Here is an 18095-nt window from a genome sequence, read left to right as displayed (position 1 = left end):
TTAGCCTGTCTGGAGAGCCACCATGCCTCAGAACGCCGACAAGATCATCGACCACGAAATGCTCTTTCGTGAGCCCGAGTACCAAGAGCTGTTCGCCAACAAGAAGCAGTTCGAGTTCAAGCACCCCGAAGCCAAGGTGCAAGAAATCCGCGACTGGACCAAGAGCAAGGACTACCTCGACAAGAACTTCGCCCGCGAAGCGCTGGTCGTGAACCCGGCCAAGGCTTGCCAGCCGCTGGGTGCCGTGTACGTCGCCAACGGTTTTGCCAAGACGCTGAGCTTCGTGCACGGCTCGCAAGGCTGCGTGGCTTACTACCGCTCGCACTTCAGCCGCCACTTCAAGGAGCCGACCAGCTGCGTGTCTTCGTCGATGACGGAAGACGCCGCCGTGTTCGGTGGCTTGAACAACATGATCGACGGCCTGGCCAACGCCTACAACCTGTACAAGCCCGAGATGATCGCCGTCTCGACGACGTGCATGGCCGAAGTGATCGGTGACGACTTGGACGCCTTCATCAAGAACTCCAAGCAAAAGGGCAGCGTCCCGGCTGAGTTCGATGTGCCGTTCGCCCACACCCCGGCCTTCGTCGGCAGCCACATCACTGGCTACGACAACGCGCTGCTGGGCGTGCTCAAGCACTTCTGGGACGGCAAGGCCGGCACCACCACCCCGCTGACCCGCGTGCCGAACGACTCGATCAACTTCATCGGTGGCTTCGACGGCTTCGTCGTGGGCAACATGAAGGAAATCAAGCGCATCCTGAACCTGTTCGGGGTGGACTACACCATCCTCTGCGACCCGTCTGCCGTGTGGAACACCCCCACCGATGGCGAGTTCCGCATGTACGAAGGTGGCACCACCAAGGAAGAAGTGGAAAAGGCGCTCAACGCCAAGGCCACCATCGTCTTCCAAGAGTACTGCACCGAGAAGACGGCCAAGTACATCAAGGAAAAGGGCCAGCAAGTCGTGACGCTGAACTGCCCGGTGGGCGTGGCCGGCACGGATCGCTTCATCATGGCCATCAGCGAACTCACCGGCAAGCCGGTGCCGGCCGAGCTGGAAGCCGAGCGCGGCCAACTGGTGGATGCCATGGCCGACAGCCAAGCCCACCTGCACGGCAAGAAGTTCGCCCTGTACGGGGATCCGGACCAAATGCTGGGCCTGACCGAGTTCCTGCTGGAACTGGGCGCCGAGCCGACGCACGTCTTGGCCACCAACGGCGACAAGGACTGGGCCGCCAAGGTGGAAGCCCTGCTGGCCAGCTCGCCCTACGGCGCCGGCGGCAAGGCCTACCCGAAGCGTGACCTGTGGCACATGCGCAGCCTGCTGAACGTGGAACCGGTGGACTTCCTCATCGGCAACACCTACGGCAAGTACCTGGAGCGCGACACCGGCACCCCGCTGATCCGCATGGTGTTCCCGATCTTCGACCGCCATCACTACCACCGTTACCCCACCTGGGGCTACGACGGCGCGATGCGCACCCTGATCATGCTGCTGGACGAGTTCTTCGAGACGCTCGACGCCAACACCATCATCCCGGGCAAGACCGACTACAGCTACGACATCATCCGCTGATCCCCAGCGTTTGATGTTTCCCCGAGGGCCGTGGCTTGGCAAAGCCCGGCCTTTTTTTTCGCCAGGAGAACCAAGATGGCAAATGTGACCTTCAGCTCCCCCAGCATGAAAAAAGACCTGACGGTCTACGCTGTGGCCGGAGACACCAAAACCTTGCTGGCCGTGGCCAAGGCGAACAGCGTGCCGGTGCATTTTGAGTGCGAGAACGGCGAGTGTGGTTCGTGCGCGGTGCAAATCGACATCCTGTCGGACAAAGCGCCCTACGGCGTGGCCCTGACCGAAAAGGAAAAAGCCGTGCTGCGCTATGCCGGCAAGATCACCCAAGCGCAGATCGACGCCGCTGAAAACAGCGATGTGCCGCCGCCGTGGCGCCTGGCGTGCCAGTTCATCGTGCGCAACGAAGACATCCTGGTGAAGTTCTGAGCTGGCGTTGAGCGGTGTGAACAGGGTCGCGGTGTCGCGGCCCTGTTTTTGCTTGAAACGGCTGGCCCGGTGGGAAACCCGACAAACCCATCGCCCTGTGTCACCAAGGAACGCGACATGCCAGCCACCTACGTCAAAACCACCCTGGACGGCCGCCAGGTCGAAGTCATCAACGGTTGGATTTGCCTCGATGGCAAGCCGGAAACCGACCACGTCGTCGTGCTGGAAGAGCACCCGAACCGTCAGGCCATCTTGCGTGTGGTGCCCAAAGCCACGCACATGGCGGGGCGCCTGCCCTTGACCTTGGCCGAAGCCTCGGTGGCCCAGTCGGCGCTGCGGCGCCACAACGACACGTTCGACGGCTCCCCCTTGGCCATCGCCGAGCGTTTGCGCAAAGCCGCATGGCAAAAAGTCTTTGCCGAGGGGGCCGAATGATTTACCTGCTCGAACTGCCCGAAGGGCAAGCGCCCTACGCTTGGTTTGCCTACGATGCGGCGGATTTGTCGGCCAAACTCGACGCCCGAGGCGGCCCGCCCGCGTGTGAGATGCGCCTGTGGCCCGACGAAGAAAGCGCCGTGCTGGCGCTGGAAGACGACACCGAACCGCTGTGGCACGGCCCTGGCTGGCGCGCCCGCATGGCGCTGCGTGAGCAGCTCATTGCCACCGAGGTGCTGGCCGACGAGGTGTGAGCGGGGTCAGGACTCGCAGGCCTGCCACTTGATGGCGGTGCTGGATTCGCGCACTTTGGCGGCTTGCGATTCGGTCAACGCATCGATGCGCAAGCGGTGCTCAACGCGCTGGGGTTTGATTTCCACCACCCGTGCGCCGCGCACGCCTTGTTTGGCCACCTCATTCAAGCGCTTTTCGGCGTCGCTGGGGTCTTTGTAGCGTCCGAGCATCACGCCTGGGCTCACATCGGGCTGGGACTTGATTTCCTCGGCATCGATCTTGAGCTTGCGCAGGGCGGCGATGCGCTGCGGCAATTCTTGGTCGCTCAAGGGGCCGAGCACCACTTCCCAGCGGCCAGGGTATTCGCGCCGGCGATCTTCCCAATCGGTGCGGGTGAAGCCGTTCTTTTGTAGCTCTTGCGTGAGCTGGCCAAACTCTTCATCGCTGAGGGTGGCGCTTTCCAGGCACAGCAGGGCATCGGTGGCCGCACCCGAGGCCCGCCGCGCTTCTGCACGCGGGGAGCTGCGCGGACGGGCGATGATGCCCATCGAACGTGCTTCCGACGTGGTCAGAATGCGCGCTTTTTCCGGGTGGATTTGCTGTTGCAGCCGCTCCGGTTCGCGCCCTGGTTCGGGCCCAGGGCTGCGCCAGGCCACGACTTCGGGGCGGTTCCAAGCCCAGTAACCCATATTCGCCAAAATCAGCACCATCAGCAGATAACGCACAGCTCAGGTTCTCCCGTCAATCGGCATGAAACGATGTCGAACCCGCCACCGCTGCGGCCGGGCGCACGCTGACTTCTCCACTGACGATTCGCATGTGTTGATCGCCCTGACGCACGCACAATGCACCATCGGCGGCCACCCCTTCGGCGATGCCCTGGGGGCACTGCGCGTCGGTGGTGACGACGGGGTGGCCGCGCAACAGATCGTAGCGGGCGAAGTCATCCACCATGGCGGCAAAGCCCTGGGCTTCAAACATGTGAATGGTGCGCACCAGCTCGGGCATGACGCGGTGCAAGGCTTGCGGGGCGGTCAGGTCGGGCCAAAGCTCACTCAGCGAGGCGACAGGCTCAGCCATGCGCAAAGGCAGGATGTTGAGCCCCACCCCGATGATCGCCATGCGCCGACCGCTGACGCCCAACCCTTCAATCAAGATGCCACCGAGCTTGCGCCCTTGACCATCGGGGCCGTCCTTGATCCACAAATCGTTCGGCCACTTCAAGCCGAGACGCTGGGCCGTGGGGTCAAACGCCCGCGCCACGGCCAGCCCCACCGCCAGCGACAGCCCTGACCAATCCGAGCGCTCCAGCGCCAGTTGCAGCGAAAACGTCAGCGACGCACCGTGGCGCGACATCCAGTTGCGCCCCAGCCGGCCCCGCCCAGCGATCTGCCGCTGGGCCACCAGCAACGAGGGGCTGAGGTCTTGGGCGCGCAAGTCCCGGCCTTGGGCGTTGCGCACGGCGCCGTGCAGGCGTTGCACCAAGGTCTGGTTGGTGGAGTCCACCTGATCGACGACTTCGATCGACAAATCGGGCAGGTTCGGGCGCAGCACTTCCCACAGGGCTTGCACGTTCCAGGGGCTGGGCGGTGGCAGCTCATCCGAGGAGGAGAGCAGATGGTAGGAAGACATCATGGCTTCGGGCCGTACCGAACCGCACGGCGACGTTGAGGAGCAAGCATGGTGCCTCGGCAGGTCGGGGCACCGCAGTGGCAGGCGTACAAGCGCTTGAGCGCCGGCGTGCGGCGTTCGTCACAGAGCAAAGCGTAGTCAAACAGCAGTTCTTCCCCGACCGCAATGTCGCGCAGCGCATGCAGGAACACGCGGCCATCATTCTCCACGGCTTCACAGTTCGGGTCACACCCATGATTGAACCAGCGCGAGCTGTTGCCGCCTCGGTGGCCGTCGATGACCAGGCCGCTGTCCAAGTCAAAGTAGAACGTGTGGGTGGGTTGGGTGGGGTCGTGGGGGTGGCGGGCCACTGCTTCCTCCCAGGTGATGCGCTCGCCGGTGTATTCGATCAAACGCTCCCCGGCTGGCAGCGGTCGCAGGGCAAACACCCCTCGGCCATGTACCGCACTGCGACGCACCTGAAAGCGCCGCCCTCCCTGACGTGCTGCGCCAGTGTCAACAGCTTCAAAAACGCGGGAATCGGAGGCGGGGGGCTTCATTGGGTACATTGAAGGTCATGGGCACGCGCATGCATGTGTGCGATGTGCGTGCCCGCGAACCCGAGCGATTGTAGGCATGGGGCTTTTGTCGCCCACCCACCCCACCAGAATTCACATGAGCAAGTCATTGATCATCGCGGAGAAGCCCAGCGTCGCGCAGGACATCGTGCGGGCCCTCACCCCCGTGGCCGGCAAGTTTGAAAAAGCGGCCGATCATTTTGAGAACGACCGTTACGTCGTCACCAGCGCTGTGGGCCACTTGGTCGAGATCAAAGCGCCGGAAGCCTACGACGTCAAGCGCGGCAAGTGGAGTTTTGCCCACCTGCCCGTGCTGCCGCCGCATTTCGACCTGGCGCCCATCGACAAGAACAAAGCGCGTTTGCTGGCCGTGGCCAAGCTGGTCAAGCGCAAGGACGTGACCGAACTCATCAACGCTTGCGACGCGGGCCGCGAGGGGGAGTTGATTTTCCGCCTCATCGTGCAGTACGCCGGGGGCAGCAAGCCGGTCAACAAACCCGTGCAGCGCCTCTGGCTGCAAAGCATGACGCCGCAAGCCATCCGCGATGGCTTCAACCGTCTGCGCTCGGATGCGCAGATGCAAGGCTTGGCCGATGCGGCCCGCAGCCGCTCCGAAGCCGATTGGCTGGTGGGCATCAACGGCACCCGCGCCATGACGGCGTTCAACTCGCGGGACGGCGGTTTCTTCCTCACCACCGTGGGGCGGGTGCAGACGCCGACGCTGTCCATCGTTGTGGAGCGCGAGGAAAAAATCCGCAAGCACGTTGCCCGACCCTATTGGGAGGTGAAGGCCGCATTCGAGGCGGCTGCCGGCACCTACGAAGGCAAGTGGTTCGACCCGGCTTTCAAGAAAAACGACGACGCCGAGCGCCGCGCCGACCGGGTGTGGGACGAAGCCACCGCCCGCGCCGTGGCCGAGGCGGTGCGCGGCCAGACGGGCGTGGTGAGTGATGAGTCCAAGCCCACGACGCAAGCCTGCCCGGCGTTGTACGACTTGACGACCTTGCAGCGTGAAGCCAACTCGCGTTTTGGGTTTTCGGCGAAAACGACGCTGTCCCTGGCGCAAAGCCTGTACGAAAAGCACAAGGCGCTGACCTACCCGCGTACCGACTCGCGCCATCTGCCGGAAGACTACGTCAGCACCGTGCAGCAAACCTTCCAGATGCTGGCCGATGAGGCGCTGCCAGGGCCGTTGGCTGCGCTGGCGGTGCATGCGCGCAAAGGGCTGTCCGCTGGCTATGTGAAGCCGATTCGCAAGGTGTTCGACAACGCCAAGGTGTCCGATCACTTCGCCATCATCCCGACGTTGCAAGCGCCCAAGTCCCTCACGGAGCTGGAGGCCAAACTCTACGAGTTGGTGGTCAAGCGCTTCATTGCGGTGTTCTTCCCGGTGGCCGAATTTTTGGTGACGACGCGCATCACCCAAGTCGCGACGGCAGCCGGGGCGCAGCACTTCCAAACCAACGGCAAGGTGTTGGTGAACCCCGGCTGGCTGGCGGTGTACGGCAAAGAAGCACAGGACGAGGATGCCAACCTCGTGCCCGTTCAGCCGTCCGAGCGGGTGCAGACGCAGCAAGCCACCTCGGCGGCGCTCGTCACCAAGCCACCGGCACGCTACAACGAAGCGACGCTGCTCTCTGCCATGGAAGGCGCGGGCAAGTTGATCGACGATGACGAGCTGCGCGAAGCCATGGCCGAAAAAGGCTTGGGCACGCCGGCCACGCGGGCGGCCATCATCGAAGGGCTGATCACCGAAAAATACCTGCTGCGCGATGGGCGGGATCTGATCGCCACCGCCAAAGCCTTCCAGCTCATGACGCTGTTGCGCGGCCTGGGCGTGGAGGATCTCACCAAACCGGAGCTCACCGGCCATTGGGAGCACGAGCTGGCCGAGATGGAGCAGGGCAAGCTCTCACGCGAAGCGTTCATGCAGGGCATCGCGCAGATGGCCGAGCGCATCGTGCGCAAAGCCAAGGAATACGACCGGGACACGATTCCGGGCGATTACGCCACCCTGAAGGCCCACTGCCCGGATTGCGGCGGCGTGGTGAAAGAAAACTACCGCCGTTTCACCTGCACCGGCCCGACGGGTGAGAGTGAGGGCTGCGGCTTTTCCATCACCAAAATCCCGGGCGGGCGCAGTTTTGAGCTGCACGAGGTGGAGCAATTCCTGAGCACGGGGCAGATCGGGCCGCTGGAGGGCTTCCGCTCCAAGGCGGGTTGGCCGTTCACGGCGGAACTGAAACTGGTGCGCGAAGCCGGCGCCAGCTCGAAACTCGAATTCGACTTTGGCGACGATGCCCAGCCCGAAGAAGGCGAGGCCGAAGCGCCAAGTTTTGCCGACCAAATCGCCCTCGGCCATTGCCCCAAGTGCGGCGGCAAGGTGTACGAGCACGGCAGCAACTATGTGTGCGAACACTCGGTTGCGGTGCCAGCGAAGTGCGATTTCAAGACGGGCATCGTCATCCTGCAACAGCCGGTGTCGGGTGAGCAACTTGTCAAGCTGCTGAGCACGGGGCGCACGGATTTGCTGGAAAACTTCGTCTCCAACAAAACGCGGCGCAAGTTCAAAGCCTTCTTGGTGTGGGACAAAAAAGAGGGCAAAGTCGGCTTCGAGTTCGAACCGCGTGCGGCCAAGCCGGCTGCGAAAAGCGCAGGCCGTCGGGCAGCAGCCAGCGCCGAGTCCTGACGCATGACCCTGGCCCTGTTCTCCAAGCTGCTGGCCATCGTGCTGGTGGTGGTGTTGGGCTGGGTGGTGGGCCGGCTGCGTTGGTTGGGGGATGAGCAGGCCGACCCAGCGCGTGTGCTGGCGCACGCCGCGTTCTACCTGTTTGCGCCAGCGCTGCTGTTTCGCACCACGGCGCGCATCGAGCTGGCGACGCTGCCTTGGCACATGCTCGCCGCGTTTTTTGTGCCGACCGTGGGCTTGCTGCTGCTCGTTTACGCCTGGAACCGCTGGCAGCGCACGCGCCACCCGGAACGCCCCGCCGCTTTGGCGGCCACACGGGCCATTACGGTGAGTTTTGGCAACTCGGTGCAGATTGGCATCCCCCTGGCGGCGGCTTTGTTTGGCGAAGCCGGTCTCGGGTTGCATCTGACGCTCGTCAGCTTGCACGCCCTGGTGTTGTTGACGGTGCTGACGGCCTTGGTGGAGTCCGACTTGGCGCGTGAGCAAGGCGGCGCCAACCGCTGGGCGATGCTGCGTTTGACACTGCGCAATACGGTGGTGCATCCCGTCGTCCTGCCGGTGCTGGCGGGGTTGCTGTGGAACGTCACAGGCTGGGCCTTGCCGGGGCCGGTGGACGAGGTCTTGCACGTCCTGGGTTCGGCTGTGGTGCCGCTGTGTTTGACGTTGATCGGGATGTCCCTGGCTTACCTGGGCTGGCCGCGTTCGTTGCGGGGGGCGCTGAGTTTGGTGCTGCTCAAAATGGTGCTGCATCCGCTCGGGGTGCTGGCCGTGGCATATGGCGTGTTTGGGCTGAGAGGGCTGGCGCTGAATGTGGTCGTCATGATGGCCAGCCTGCCATCGGGCAGCAATGCCTTGCTGTTCGCGCAGCGTTACCGCGTGGCCGAAGCCGAGGTGACGGCGGCCACCGTGGTCTCCACCCTGCTGGTGGCTGGGAGTGTGCCGCTGTGGATGAGCTTGCTGGCGATAATCCCCCCATGAGCACCGCCACCCCGCACGACATCCCCACTTACATGGCTGCGTTGGGCGCCCAAGCCCGCGCCGCTGCCACCGTCATGGCCCGCGCCAGCACGCGTGCCAAAAACGCCGCTTTGCTGGCGCTGGCTCGCCGGTTGCGCGAAGCTGGCGAGCCCCTGCAAGCCGCCAATGCCAAGGACATCGCCGCCGCCGAGCTGGCCGGCCTGGCCGCTCCGATGGTCGATCGCCTGCGCTTGACGCTCAAGGTGGTGGCCACCGTCGCCGAAGGCTGCGAGCAACTCGCCGCCATGCCCGATCCCATCGGCGAAATCACCGGTGTGAAGCGCCGGCCAACCGGCATCAGCGTCGGCCAGATGCGCGTGCCGCTGGGTGTGTTCGGCATGATTTACGAGAGCCGCCCGAACGTGACGATCGAGGCCGCCTCGTTGGCCATCAAGAGCGGTAACGCCTGCATCCTGCGCGGCGGCTCGGAAGCGATCCACTCGAACTTGGCGCTGTGGCAGTTGGTTCAGGCCGCGTTGGTGGAAGCTGGCTTGCCAGCCGAGGCCGTGCAGTTGGTGGAAACCACCGACCGCGCCGCTGTGGGCCGACTCATCGCCATGCCCGAGTACGTGGATGTGATCATCCCGCGTGGCGGCAAGGGGCTGATCGAGCGCATCAGCGCCGAAGCGCGTGTGCCCGTCATCAAACACCTGGACGGCAATTGCCACACCTACATCGATGCCGAGGTGGACATCGAACAAGCGTTGATCGTCACCGACAACGCCAAGACCCAAAAGTACAGCCCCTGCAACGCCACCGAAAGCCTCCTGGTGCATGCGCGCAGCGCGGCGGCGTTCCTGCCCAAGATCGGCGCGATCTTTGCGGCCAAGGGCGTGGAGATGCGCTGCTGCCCGGCGGCCAAATCGATGCTGAGCGACGTGCCCGGCGCCCAGTTGGCGGATGCCACTGAGTCCGATTGGTTCGAGGAATACCTCGCGCCCATCATCAGCGTGAAAGTGGTGAGCGGCTTGGATGAAGCCATCGCCCACATCAACCGCTACGGCTCGCACCACACCGACGCCATCCTCACCACCAACCACCCGAACGCCATGCGGTTTTTGCGCGAGGTCGATTCGAGCAGCGTGATGGTCAACGCCAGCACGCGGTTTGCGGACGGTTTTGAGTACGGCCTCGGCGCCGAAATCGGCATTTCCACCGACAAGTTCCACGCCCGTGGCCCCGTCGGCCTGGAAGGGCTGACCTCGATGAAATGGGTGGTGCTGGGCCAAGGCGAGGTGCGTTCGTGAGCGTGAGCCCGCGTGGCGCGCTGGTGCTGTTTTCAGGCGGGCAGGATTCCACCGCTTGCTTGGCCTGGGCGCTGGAGCGCTTCAGCCGGGTCGAAACGCTGGGGTTTGATTACGGCCAGCGCCACCGCATCGAGCTGGATTGCCGGTTGACCGTGCGCACTGAGCTGGCGCGCCAGTTCCCGGCCTGGGCGGCGCGCTTGGGTGAAGATCACCTGTTGGATTTGAGCGTGCTTGGCCAAATCAGCGATTGCGCGCTGACCGCCGAACGGGCCATCGAGATGCAAGCCAATGGTTTGCCCAACACGTTTGTGCCGGGACGCAACCTCCTGTTTTTGACGTTTGCGGCCACGTTGGCGTATCGCCGGGGTTTGTCCGTGCTCGTGGGCGGCATGTGCGAGACCGACTATTCGGGCTACCCGGACTGCCGCGACAACACCCTCAAAGCGCTGCAAGTGGCCCTTTCGCTCGGTTTGGACGGCCCGATGACGGTGGAAACGCCGCTGATGTTCCTCGACAAGGCAGACACCTGGGCACTCACCCAGCAACTGGGCGGCGAGGCACTGAACCGCTTGATCGTGGAGCACACCCACACCTGCTACTTGGGCGAGCGCGGCACGCTGCACCCGTGGGGCCATGGGTGCGGCCATTGCCCGGCGTGTGAGCTGCGCGCCAAAGGGTGGGACGCTTGGCAGCAGCGCTGTAGGCCCTGAGCCATTTTTTTCAAAGTGTTACTTGTATTCTTGGCGGTGGGGGTGGGCGCATCCTATCTCTGCGTTATACTGCGGCGGATTTTATCCAAACCACTCTCCAAAAACCCGCCAATCGAAATTGGCATCCAGGAGCAGACATGGGCCGCGTTGATACGTTGATCGTTGGGGCTGGAATCAATGGCCTCGCCACGGCAATTATGTTGGCCCGTCGCGGTCAGCGTGTGAAGATCATTGATAAGGGTTTGCCCGCACGCGAGTCCTCTTGGGCGGGTAGTGGAATTTTGGCGCCGTTGCCTCCGTGGCGTTTTAACGAAGAAGTCAATGCCATCGCCAGCCGGGGCATGCAGTTGTACGAAGAATTCAATGAAACCATTGAAGGAATTTCGGGGCTGTCTACTGAATACCGTCGCTGCGGGATGGCGGTGCTGCAAGCCGACACCCAAAAGGGTGTCGAGTGGTGCCAAAAAAACCAGCAGTTTGGTGAAGCCCGTGATCTGCATGAGTTTTCCCCCCACTTAACGGGCGGAAGCTGTGTGTGGATGCGTGATGTGGCTTCCATTCGCAACCCACGTGTCGGCTCTGCGGCGATTCGTGCGGCGGAACTGTTGGGGGTGGAAATTGTGCCGCACACCCCAGCGTTGTCGGTGCTGACAGCGAATAATCGGGTTACCGGTATTTCAACCCCCCAAGGCATTTTGGAAGCGGATCAGTATGTGATCGCTGCCGGCGCCTGGAGCACCAAGTTATTGGGCCCTGAATTGACGGGCAACATGGATGTTTGGCCCCTGCGCGGGCAAATCCTGCTGTTCCGCACCCGCCCGGATGTGCTGCCCATTGTGGTATTGACGGAAGATCAGTTCTACTTGGTGCCCCGTCAGGATGGGTTGATTTTGGCTGGCACCACCCGCGAAGCCGTGGGTTTTGACAAGTCCACCACAGAAGCCGCCCGCACCGCCATCCACCATCGGGCAGGGGACATTCTGCCACTGCTGCATCGGTTGGAGCCTGAAGTGCATTGGGCTGGTTTGCGCCCGGCTTCGCCTGATTATCTGCCGACGATTGGCCGTCATCCCGAATTGGAAAATCTGTGGGCCAATGCAGGCCACCGGGCTTATGGTTTGACCGAGGCACCTTCTTCGGCGGAACTGCTGGGGCAGTTGATGTACGGCGAAACCCCAAAATTGAATCCCGCCCCCCACGCTTGGCGCACGCAAAACCCAGACCGCCCCATTTTGTAATCTCATGGCATGGGCAGATTATTCGGTCATGGCGGCGGGCTTGTTGCTCGCCTATGTGATCCGGGGCATCGTCGGGTTTGGTTCGGCCATGGTGGCTGTGCCCATTTTGAGCCGGTATTTTCCAGTCTCCGAAGTGGTGCCGGGGGTGATGCTGATTGATTATGTGGCAGCCCTGCAACTCTCGTGGGGCAAACGCAGCTCAGGGGTGGATAAACAGGAGATTCTTCGCCTCCTGCCCTACAGCCTCGTGGGGTGTGTGACGGGGGTTTGCCTGCTGGCAACCACCGATAACACCCTCATGATGCAAGCTTTGAGTGTCGTGGTGATCGTGTTTGGCGCTTACTACGCAATCAAGCCAGATGCCATTTCCGTGCTGTCTGAACGCTGGGCGCCGCTGGCGGGGTTTTCTGGCGGTGCCACGGGGGCCATGTTTGGTGTCAGTGCGCCGCCTTACATCATTTACTTGGCTGGGCGCCTGCGGGATGTCACGGCACTGCGCAGCACATTTTCATTTCTTGCTCGTTTCGACGGGGCGTTTCGCATTGTTTTCATGGTCATTTTGGGCTTGATGCTCAAACTCATCGTGCTCAAAGTGTTTCTGCTGGGCCTGGTGTGCTGTGTGGCCGGGCTTTGGTTGGGTGACAAATTGCATGGTCGCCTGCCCGCCCAAAGTGCCATGCGTTGCGTTGGCGGGGTGATTGCCCTGCTCGGCGTGGCTTTGTTGCTGAACGGGCGGCCACCGTTCATCTGATGGGCTTCAGCCCTGGCCCACGATGGCGGCGCAGCCCAACCATTCCTCAAACAGCCGCAGCATGGCGGGGCCAGACAGGGCATAAGGATCGAGCGAGGTGCCCTCCGAGTACTTCAGCAGCAACGCCGGGTTGACGCGTGACAGTTGCACCTGCCCCATCGTCCAATTGGCAAAACGCCGTTCGCTGATTTCCGTGTAGTGCAGGAGTAGCACATCGGTGTGGCGGGGGTCGCGGCTGATGCGCTGGAACAGCGCATTGACCGCGCTGCGCCCGCCTTCGATGAGCTGCAAGAACGTGCCATCCGAAAAACACAGCGCGCCGGTGATGCCTTGCGCCGGGTTGTGCTGGCGCGCCTGGCGCAGGATGGTGCCCAGTTCCTCGGCGTCCAGCTGCACGGCGGCCCGGCTGGCGTACAACAGGCGAACCAGCATGCTGTCGGCTCCCCGGCTCAGGCCCGCTCGCGGCGGCCAGGCAGCAGCGAGAGAAACTCGCGCCGCAAGTTGGCATCCTGCAAGAACGCGCCACGCATGACGCTGTTGGTCATGGCCGAATCGCTGTCCTTGACGCCGCGCCAGTGCATGCAAAAGTGATCGGCTTCCATGACGATGGCCAGCCCGTCCGGTTTGACACGCGCTTGCAGCGTGTCCGCGAGCATGATCACGGCTTCTTCTTGGATCTGCGGGCGGGACATGATCCAGTCCGCCACCCGCGCATATTTGCTCAGGCCGATGAGGTTGGAGTGTTCGTTGGGCAGGATGCCGATCCAAATCTTGCCCAAAATCGGGCACATGTGATGAGAGCAAGCCGAACGCACACTGATGGGCCCGACGATCATCAACTCGTTCAGGCGCGAGACGTTGGGGAATTCGGTCACGCTCGGCATCGGCTGGTAGCGGCCCCGGAACACTTCCTCGATGAACATCTTGGCCACGCGCTTGGCGGTGTCCTGGGTGTTGTGGTCGCTTTGGGTGTCGATGACCAGGGCCTTGAGCACTTCGGCCATCTTGGCTTGCACTTCGGCTTTGAGCTCTTCGAGCTCGCCGGCTTGGATGAATTCGGCGATGTTGTCGTTGGCGTGGTAGCGCCGCTCGGCGCCCACCAAGCGGTAACGAATGCGTTCAGACGCGGGCAGCCGGGCCAAGTCTTCTTCACGCAAGATGAGCGAAGCGGGAACGGTGGCGGAAGAAGGCATCATGGGGGTCTCCTGCACGTTAGGGGGGAGTTCGATTGTGCGAGACGATGCCGCAAGCGTCATGACCCCATGGCGCGTGCTGGTTAGACTCCCCGCGTGAACGCACCTTCTTCCCCCTCTTCTCCTTCGCCCGCCCTAGCCCGCTTGTTGGCCAGCACCGCCGATGCCGTGTCGGCCGTGCGTGCGGGCCGCTCCCTCACCGAAGCCCTGACCCGAACCCCGGCCGCCCTGCGCCCTGGCACCCAGGCATTGGCTTTTACCGTGCTGCGGCGTTTGGGCACAGCCCAGGCGCTGCGCCAGCGTTTGGCGCCGCGTCAACCGCCCCCTGAAGTTGAGGGGCTGCTGCTGTGCGCGCTGGCGCTGCTGTGGCCCGCCGACGAGGCCCCGCCTTACGCTGATCACACCTTGGTCAACCAAGCGGTGAGCGCCGTGCAACGTGTGGCCCCTGCGTCGGCAGGTTTTGTGAATGCGGTGTTGCGCCGGTTCATCCGTGAGCGCGACACCTGGGTCAGCACCTTGACCACCGGGCCGAAAGCCGATCCGGTTGCCTGTTGGAATCACCCCCGCTGGTGGATCGACCAGTTGCGCCGCGATTGGCCCGACCATTGGGCCACGCTGTTGGCGCAGGCCCAGCGCCATCCGCCGATGGTGTTGCGCGTCAATCGCCAGCGCAGCACGGTGGCGGCTTACCTGGAAGCACTGGCGGCGGTGGGGTTGTCGGCGGTGCCGTTGGAGGCTGCGCTGTGGCCGGACGCGTTGTGCCTCACCCAGCCCTGTCCGGTCGAACGGTTGCCGGGTTTTGCGGAGGGGTGGGTGTCGGTACAAGATGCCTCGGCGCAGCGGGCAGCCGCCCTCGTGCTGGGCCACGATGGGCAAGCCTTGCCGCCCGGCGCTCGCGTGCTGGACGCCTGCGCCGCTCCCGGTGGCAAAACCGCGCATTTGCTGGAATGGCGCCCGGATCTGGACGTGCTGGCGCTGGACGCTGACGCCCAGCGTTTGCGCCGCGTCGAGGACACGTTGGCGCGCTTGGGCCTGCGGGCCCGCACCCACGCTGCCGACGCCCGCCGCGTGGCCGATTGGTGGGACGGTCGGCCCTTCGATGCCATCTTGCTGGATGCACCGTGCAGTGCGTCGGGCATCGTGCGGCGCCATCCGGACATCGCTTGGCTGCGCCGCGCGCAGGACATCACCGCCCTGGCGCACATCCAAGCCGAGCTGTTGGAGGCGCTGTGGCCGTTGCTCAAGCCGGGTGGGCGTTTGGTGTATGCCACGTGTTCGGTGTTCCGGGCGGAAGGGGCGGCGCAAGTTGAGGCGTTTGTGCAACGCCAAAGCCCCGGCACGGTGCAGGTCGATCCGGTCGCGCCAGGGCATGTGTTGATGCTGCCGGACAATCCCACCGCAGCGGTGGCCGACGGGTTTTATTACGCCCTGCTGCATTCGCCAGCGCCGAGCAGCGCTGTCCCTGGTTCAGCCTGAGTGATTTGCCTGTGAAGCCCGCCTGCGTGTTTGTGTCATCGCCAGTGCCCGTGGATGCCGTTCGGCGGCGGTGGGGGCGAGCGCTGATGGGGGCCGCCTGCTTGGGCCTGAGTGGGTCTGTCTGGGCGTCCATGGGGGGCGGTGCGCCTGGGATCGACGTCCACCGCTTGGACGTCTCCCGGCAAGATGGCGCCTTACTGCTGAGTGTGGCCGTGCGGCCCACCTTGGGTCGCTCCATTGAGGAGGTGCTGCAACGCGGCATCCCTCTGTACTTTGAGGCACAGGCCACCTTGTACCGGCCACGCTGGTACTGGCGCGATGAACGCCTGGCCCGCGTGAACCGCACCTGGCGTTTGGCGTACCAGCCACTGACCTCGTCTTGGCGCGTCAGCCAGGGCGGGGCGCTGCACCAGACTGTGGCCACCTTGAGTGAAGCGTTGGCCATGGCCTCACGCATCACCGACTGGCGCGTGAGCGATGCCGACGCGGTGACGCCCGGGGACAAGTCCTACATCGAGTTCAGTTATCGGCTGGACAACAGCCAGTTGCCCCGCCCGATGCAAATCGATTTGGTGTCGATGGGGGATTGGCGCTTGGAGGTCGAACGCACCGTGCGCGTCGATCCTGGGCGTGACGCACCATGAAATCGGGCACTCGCTGGGGTTGGGGCGTGGCCTTGTTGGCCATGGCGGGCATGGGGCTGTTGCTGAGTTTCATGCTGCCGCTGTTGCAGCAAGGGCCGTTGGACATCGACCGGCATTTTCTCTGGCTGTTCTGGGTGAACGTGCTGGTGGCCATGGCGCTGGCGGGCACGTTGGTGTTCATCGTTGGGCGCATTTGGCTGCGCATGCGGCGGGGTTTTTTTGGCACCAAACTGCTGCTCAAACTCGCCGGTATTTTTGCCCTGGTGGGGGTACTGCCGGGGGCGCTGATTTACACGGTGAGTTACCAGTTCGTCTCCAGCAGCATCGAAGCGTGGTTCGATGAGAAAGTCGAGCGCGCTTTGGATGCCGGCTTGGCCCTGGGCAAAGGCACCCTCGAAGCCCTGAACAGTGACTTCACCGCCAAAACTCGCACCGCCGCTGCACGCATCGGTGAAGTCTCCAGCGTGGACACACTCATGACGCTGGAGCGCCTGCGCGAGCAAATGGGCATGGAGTCCCTCACGCTGCTGGATCACCACGGCACACCCGTGGTCAGCACCCTGACGCAAACCGATTGGGCGGTGGATCGCCCCCAAGCCCAATTGCTCAAGCAAGCTCGCCAAGCCCGTGTGGCCACGCACATCGAAGGATTGGACGACGAAAGCCTGGCGCCCGAGAACATCCAGGGGCGTTTGCGGGGTGTGGCTCCCGTGCCCAGCACGCGACTGAGCCTGCGGGCCGACGACGTGCGTTACCTGATGACGGTGCAGGCCCTGCCCCGGGCACTGACGGGCAATGCCTTGTTGGTACAAGCTGCCTACCGGGAATACCAGCAACGTGACTTGGCGCGTGACGGGTTGCGGCGCATGTACACCGGTACCTTGACGCTGTCGCTGGCGCTGTCGGTGTTTGCGGCGGTGGCGCTGGCCGTGGTGCTGGGGCGTGAGTTGGTGCGGCCCTTGCTGCTGTTGGCTGAGGGCATGCGTCAAGTGGCGCGGGGGGATTTGGGCGCCAAGCCCGTGTTTGCCTCGCGGGACGAGCTGGGCGGCTTGACGCGCAGTTTCGCCCTCATGACCGAGCAATTGGGCAGCGCCCGCGAGCAAGCCGAGCGCAGCTTGCGCGAGCTGGAGCGGGCACGCACTTGGTTGCAAACCATCTTGGACAACTTGACGGCTGGGGTGATCGTGTTCGACGCTTGGCAGCGGGTGGACACCGTCAACCCAGGAGCGGCGCGCATTCTGCGGGTGCCGCTGAACGATTGGACAGGCCACGATTGGGCCGAGCGCCCCGAGCTGGCCGATTTCGCCCGCATGATCTGGCAACGTTTCGATGCCGAGCTGCAACAGAGCGACGTGGGGGAGCCGACCACCTGGCAAGACTCCCTGCAACTGCCGGTGACGGGCAGCCTCGACCATCACCTGACGTTGCTGGTGCGCGGGGCTGTCCTGCCCGGTGGCGCTCGGCTGGTGGTGTTTGACGACATCACCGAAGTGGTGTCCGCCCAGCGCAGCGAAGCTTGGGCGGAGGTGGCGCGGCGTGTGGCGCACGAAATCAAGAATCCGTTGACGCCGATTCAGTTGTCGGCGGAGCGCATGCAGCACAAGCTCGAAGCCAAACTCGAAGGCCCCGATCAGGCCATGCTGGTGCGTTCGGTGGCGACCATCGTCACCCAAGTGCAGGCCATGAAGAAGCTGGTGAATGAATTCCGCGACTTTGCCCGCTTGCCGCCGGCCCGCATGCAGCCGCTCGATTTGAATGCTTTGGTGCAAGAGGTGCTGGGCCTGTACGGTGAAGCGCAGGAGCGCGGGCGCTTGCAGGTGCAGTACGGTGCGCCCTTGCCGCCCATTCCGGGAGATGCGACGCAGTTGCGCCAAGTCATCCACAACTTGGTGCAAAACGCGCTGGAGGCCATTGAGGATCAGGCCCATGGAAGCGTGTCGGTGTGTACCGAGTTGGCTCCAAGTGAGGGAAGTGGGGTACGGGTTCGCCTGAAAGTGACCGACAATGGCCCCGGTTTCAGCGACAAAGTGCTCAAACGCGCTTTTGAGCCCTACATCACCACCAAAAGCAAAGGCACGGGCCTGGGGTTGGCGGTGGTGAAAAAGATCGCTGAAGAACATGGTGCGCGGGTGCGCCTGACAAACTTGCCTGCGGCGGGAGGGGCCGATGGGGTGAGTGGCGCTTCGGTTTCGTTATCATTTCCCAGCTTCACAGAACAAAGGACTCCGCCAGCCTCTGAGCCACCCCCTCTCGCGGTGGTTTGAGGGCGT

At 63.6% G+C, this 18095-nt stretch carries 18 protein-coding genes; 13 read left to right on the top strand and 5 right to left on the bottom strand.

Annotated elements, in window-relative coordinates; translation table 11 throughout:
• Nucleotides 1–22: 22 nt before the first annotated feature.
• The 4 genes from nifK to VITFI_RS02875 all read left to right on the top strand — a co-directional run bounded on the left by nifK (nucleotide 23) and on the right by VITFI_RS02875 (nucleotide 2691).
• Complete coding sequence (gene nifK, locus VITFI_RS02890; protein ID WP_089415736.1) at nucleotides 23–1579, top strand: nitrogenase molybdenum-iron protein subunit beta; 1557 nt, start codon at nucleotides 23–25, stop codon at nucleotides 1577–1579.
• Between the two features lie 75 nt (nucleotides 1580–1654).
• Complete coding sequence (locus VITFI_RS02885) at nucleotides 1655–2002, top strand: 2Fe-2S iron-sulfur cluster-binding protein (RefSeq protein WP_089415735.1); 348 nt, start codon at nucleotides 1655–1657, stop codon at nucleotides 2000–2002.
• A gap of 117 nt (nucleotides 2003–2119) precedes the next feature.
• On the top strand, nucleotides 2120–2437 hold the full coding sequence (locus VITFI_RS02880; protein ID WP_089415734.1) for a hypothetical protein: 318 nt from the start codon (nucleotides 2120–2122) through the stop codon (nucleotides 2435–2437).
• Nucleotides 2434–2691: a hypothetical protein gene (locus tag VITFI_RS02875; RefSeq protein ID WP_089415733.1), complete on the top strand. Its 258-nt coding sequence runs from the start codon at nucleotides 2434–2436 to the stop codon at nucleotides 2689–2691. Before VITFI_RS02880 ends, VITFI_RS02875 begins: the two co-directional genes overlap by 4 nt.
• A 6-nt stretch (nucleotides 2692–2697) precedes the next feature.
• On the opposite strand, the gene VITFI_RS02870 is transcribed toward VITFI_RS02875, so the two are convergent.
• The 3 genes from VITFI_RS02870 to VITFI_RS02860 are packed head-to-tail and all read right to left on the bottom strand — an operon-like array spanning nucleotide 2698 to nucleotide 4842.
• On the bottom strand, nucleotides 2698–3396 hold the full coding sequence (locus VITFI_RS02870) for a hypothetical protein (RefSeq protein ID WP_089415732.1): 699 nt from the start codon (nucleotides 3394–3396) through the stop codon (nucleotides 2698–2700).
• A 16-nt stretch (nucleotides 3397–3412) separates the two neighbouring features.
• Nucleotides 3413–4306: a biotin--[acetyl-CoA-carboxylase] ligase gene (locus VITFI_RS02865; protein WP_198301590.1), complete on the bottom strand. Its 894-nt coding sequence runs from the start codon at nucleotides 4304–4306 to the stop codon at nucleotides 3413–3415.
• Nucleotides 4303–4842, bottom strand: a complete 540-nt coding sequence (locus tag VITFI_RS02860; protein WP_089415730.1) for an SET domain-containing protein — start codon at nucleotides 4840–4842, stop codon at nucleotides 4303–4305. Before VITFI_RS02860 ends, VITFI_RS02865 begins: the two co-directional genes overlap by 4 nt.
• A 115-nt stretch (nucleotides 4843–4957) precedes the next feature.
• On the opposite strand from VITFI_RS02860, the gene VITFI_RS02855 reads away from it, so the two are divergent.
• The 6 genes from VITFI_RS02855 (at nucleotide 4958) to VITFI_RS02830 (ending at nucleotide 12512) form a co-directional block, all read left to right on the top strand.
• Entirely contained in the window at nucleotides 4958–7549 is a 2592-nt protein-coding gene (locus tag VITFI_RS02855; RefSeq protein ID WP_089415729.1) for a DNA topoisomerase III, read from the top strand.
• Nucleotides 7550–7552: 3 nt separating this feature from the next.
• Nucleotides 7553–8527: an AEC family transporter gene (locus tag VITFI_RS02850; protein WP_089415728.1), complete on the top strand. Its 975-nt coding sequence runs from the start codon at nucleotides 7553–7555 to the stop codon at nucleotides 8525–8527.
• Nucleotides 8524–9813: a glutamate-5-semialdehyde dehydrogenase gene (locus tag VITFI_RS02845; RefSeq protein WP_198301589.1), complete on the top strand. Its 1290-nt coding sequence runs from the start codon at nucleotides 8524–8526 to the stop codon at nucleotides 9811–9813. The genes VITFI_RS02850 and VITFI_RS02845 overlap by 4 nt, the downstream gene beginning before the upstream one ends.
• A 2-nt stretch (nucleotides 9814–9815) precedes the next feature.
• Entirely contained in the window at nucleotides 9816–10523 is a 708-nt protein-coding gene (queC, locus tag VITFI_RS02840) for a 7-cyano-7-deazaguanine synthase QueC (protein WP_232476692.1), read from the top strand.
• A gap of 137 nt (nucleotides 10524–10660) precedes the next feature.
• Nucleotides 10661–11761: an NAD(P)/FAD-dependent oxidoreductase gene (locus VITFI_RS02835; RefSeq protein WP_089415726.1), complete on the top strand. Its 1101-nt coding sequence runs from the start codon at nucleotides 10661–10663 to the stop codon at nucleotides 11759–11761.
• Between the two features lie 4 nt (nucleotides 11762–11765).
• Nucleotides 11766–12512: a sulfite exporter TauE/SafE family protein gene (locus VITFI_RS02830; protein ID WP_089415725.1), complete on the top strand. Its 747-nt coding sequence runs from the start codon at nucleotides 11766–11768 to the stop codon at nucleotides 12510–12512.
• 6 nt (nucleotides 12513–12518) lie between these two features.
• On the opposite strand, the gene VITFI_RS02825 is transcribed toward VITFI_RS02830, so the two are convergent.
• Both VITFI_RS02825 and folE read right to left on the bottom strand, forming a co-directional pair.
• Nucleotides 12519–12944, bottom strand: a complete 426-nt coding sequence (locus VITFI_RS02825; RefSeq protein ID WP_089415724.1) for a BLUF domain-containing protein — start codon at nucleotides 12942–12944, stop codon at nucleotides 12519–12521.
• Nucleotides 12945–12961: 17 nt separating this feature from the next.
• A complete protein-coding gene (folE, locus tag VITFI_RS02820; RefSeq protein ID WP_232476656.1) occupies nucleotides 12962–13708 on the bottom strand; it encodes a GTP cyclohydrolase I in 747 nt (248 codons plus the stop codon).
• A 93-nt stretch (nucleotides 13709–13801) separates the two neighbouring features.
• Between folE and rsmB the strand changes: the two genes are divergently transcribed.
• From rsmB to VITFI_RS02805, 3 genes are read left to right on the top strand one after another with little or no spacing between them, the layout of a single operon-like run.
• A complete protein-coding gene (gene rsmB / locus VITFI_RS02815; protein WP_089415723.1) occupies nucleotides 13802–15181 on the top strand; it encodes a 16S rRNA (cytosine(967)-C(5))-methyltransferase RsmB in 1380 nt (459 codons plus the stop codon).
• Nucleotides 15182–15207: 26 nt separating this feature from the next.
• Nucleotides 15208–15825: a DUF4390 domain-containing protein gene (locus tag VITFI_RS02810; protein ID WP_198301588.1), complete on the top strand. Its 618-nt coding sequence runs from the start codon at nucleotides 15208–15210 to the stop codon at nucleotides 15823–15825.
• Complete coding sequence (locus tag VITFI_RS02805) at nucleotides 15822–18089, top strand: sensor histidine kinase (RefSeq protein WP_089415722.1); 2268 nt, start codon at nucleotides 15822–15824, stop codon at nucleotides 18087–18089. Before VITFI_RS02810 ends, VITFI_RS02805 begins: the two co-directional genes overlap by 4 nt.
• Nucleotides 18090–18095 lie beyond the last annotated feature (6 nt).

Origin of the sequence: Vitreoscilla filiformis, assembly GCF_002222655.1 — a bacterium.
GTDB classification, from domain to species: domain Bacteria; phylum Pseudomonadota; class Gammaproteobacteria; order Burkholderiales; family Burkholderiaceae_C; genus Ideonella; species Ideonella filiformis.
Note: the sequence above shows the minus strand (reverse complement) of the source record. Positions and strands in the feature narration are given on the sequence as shown.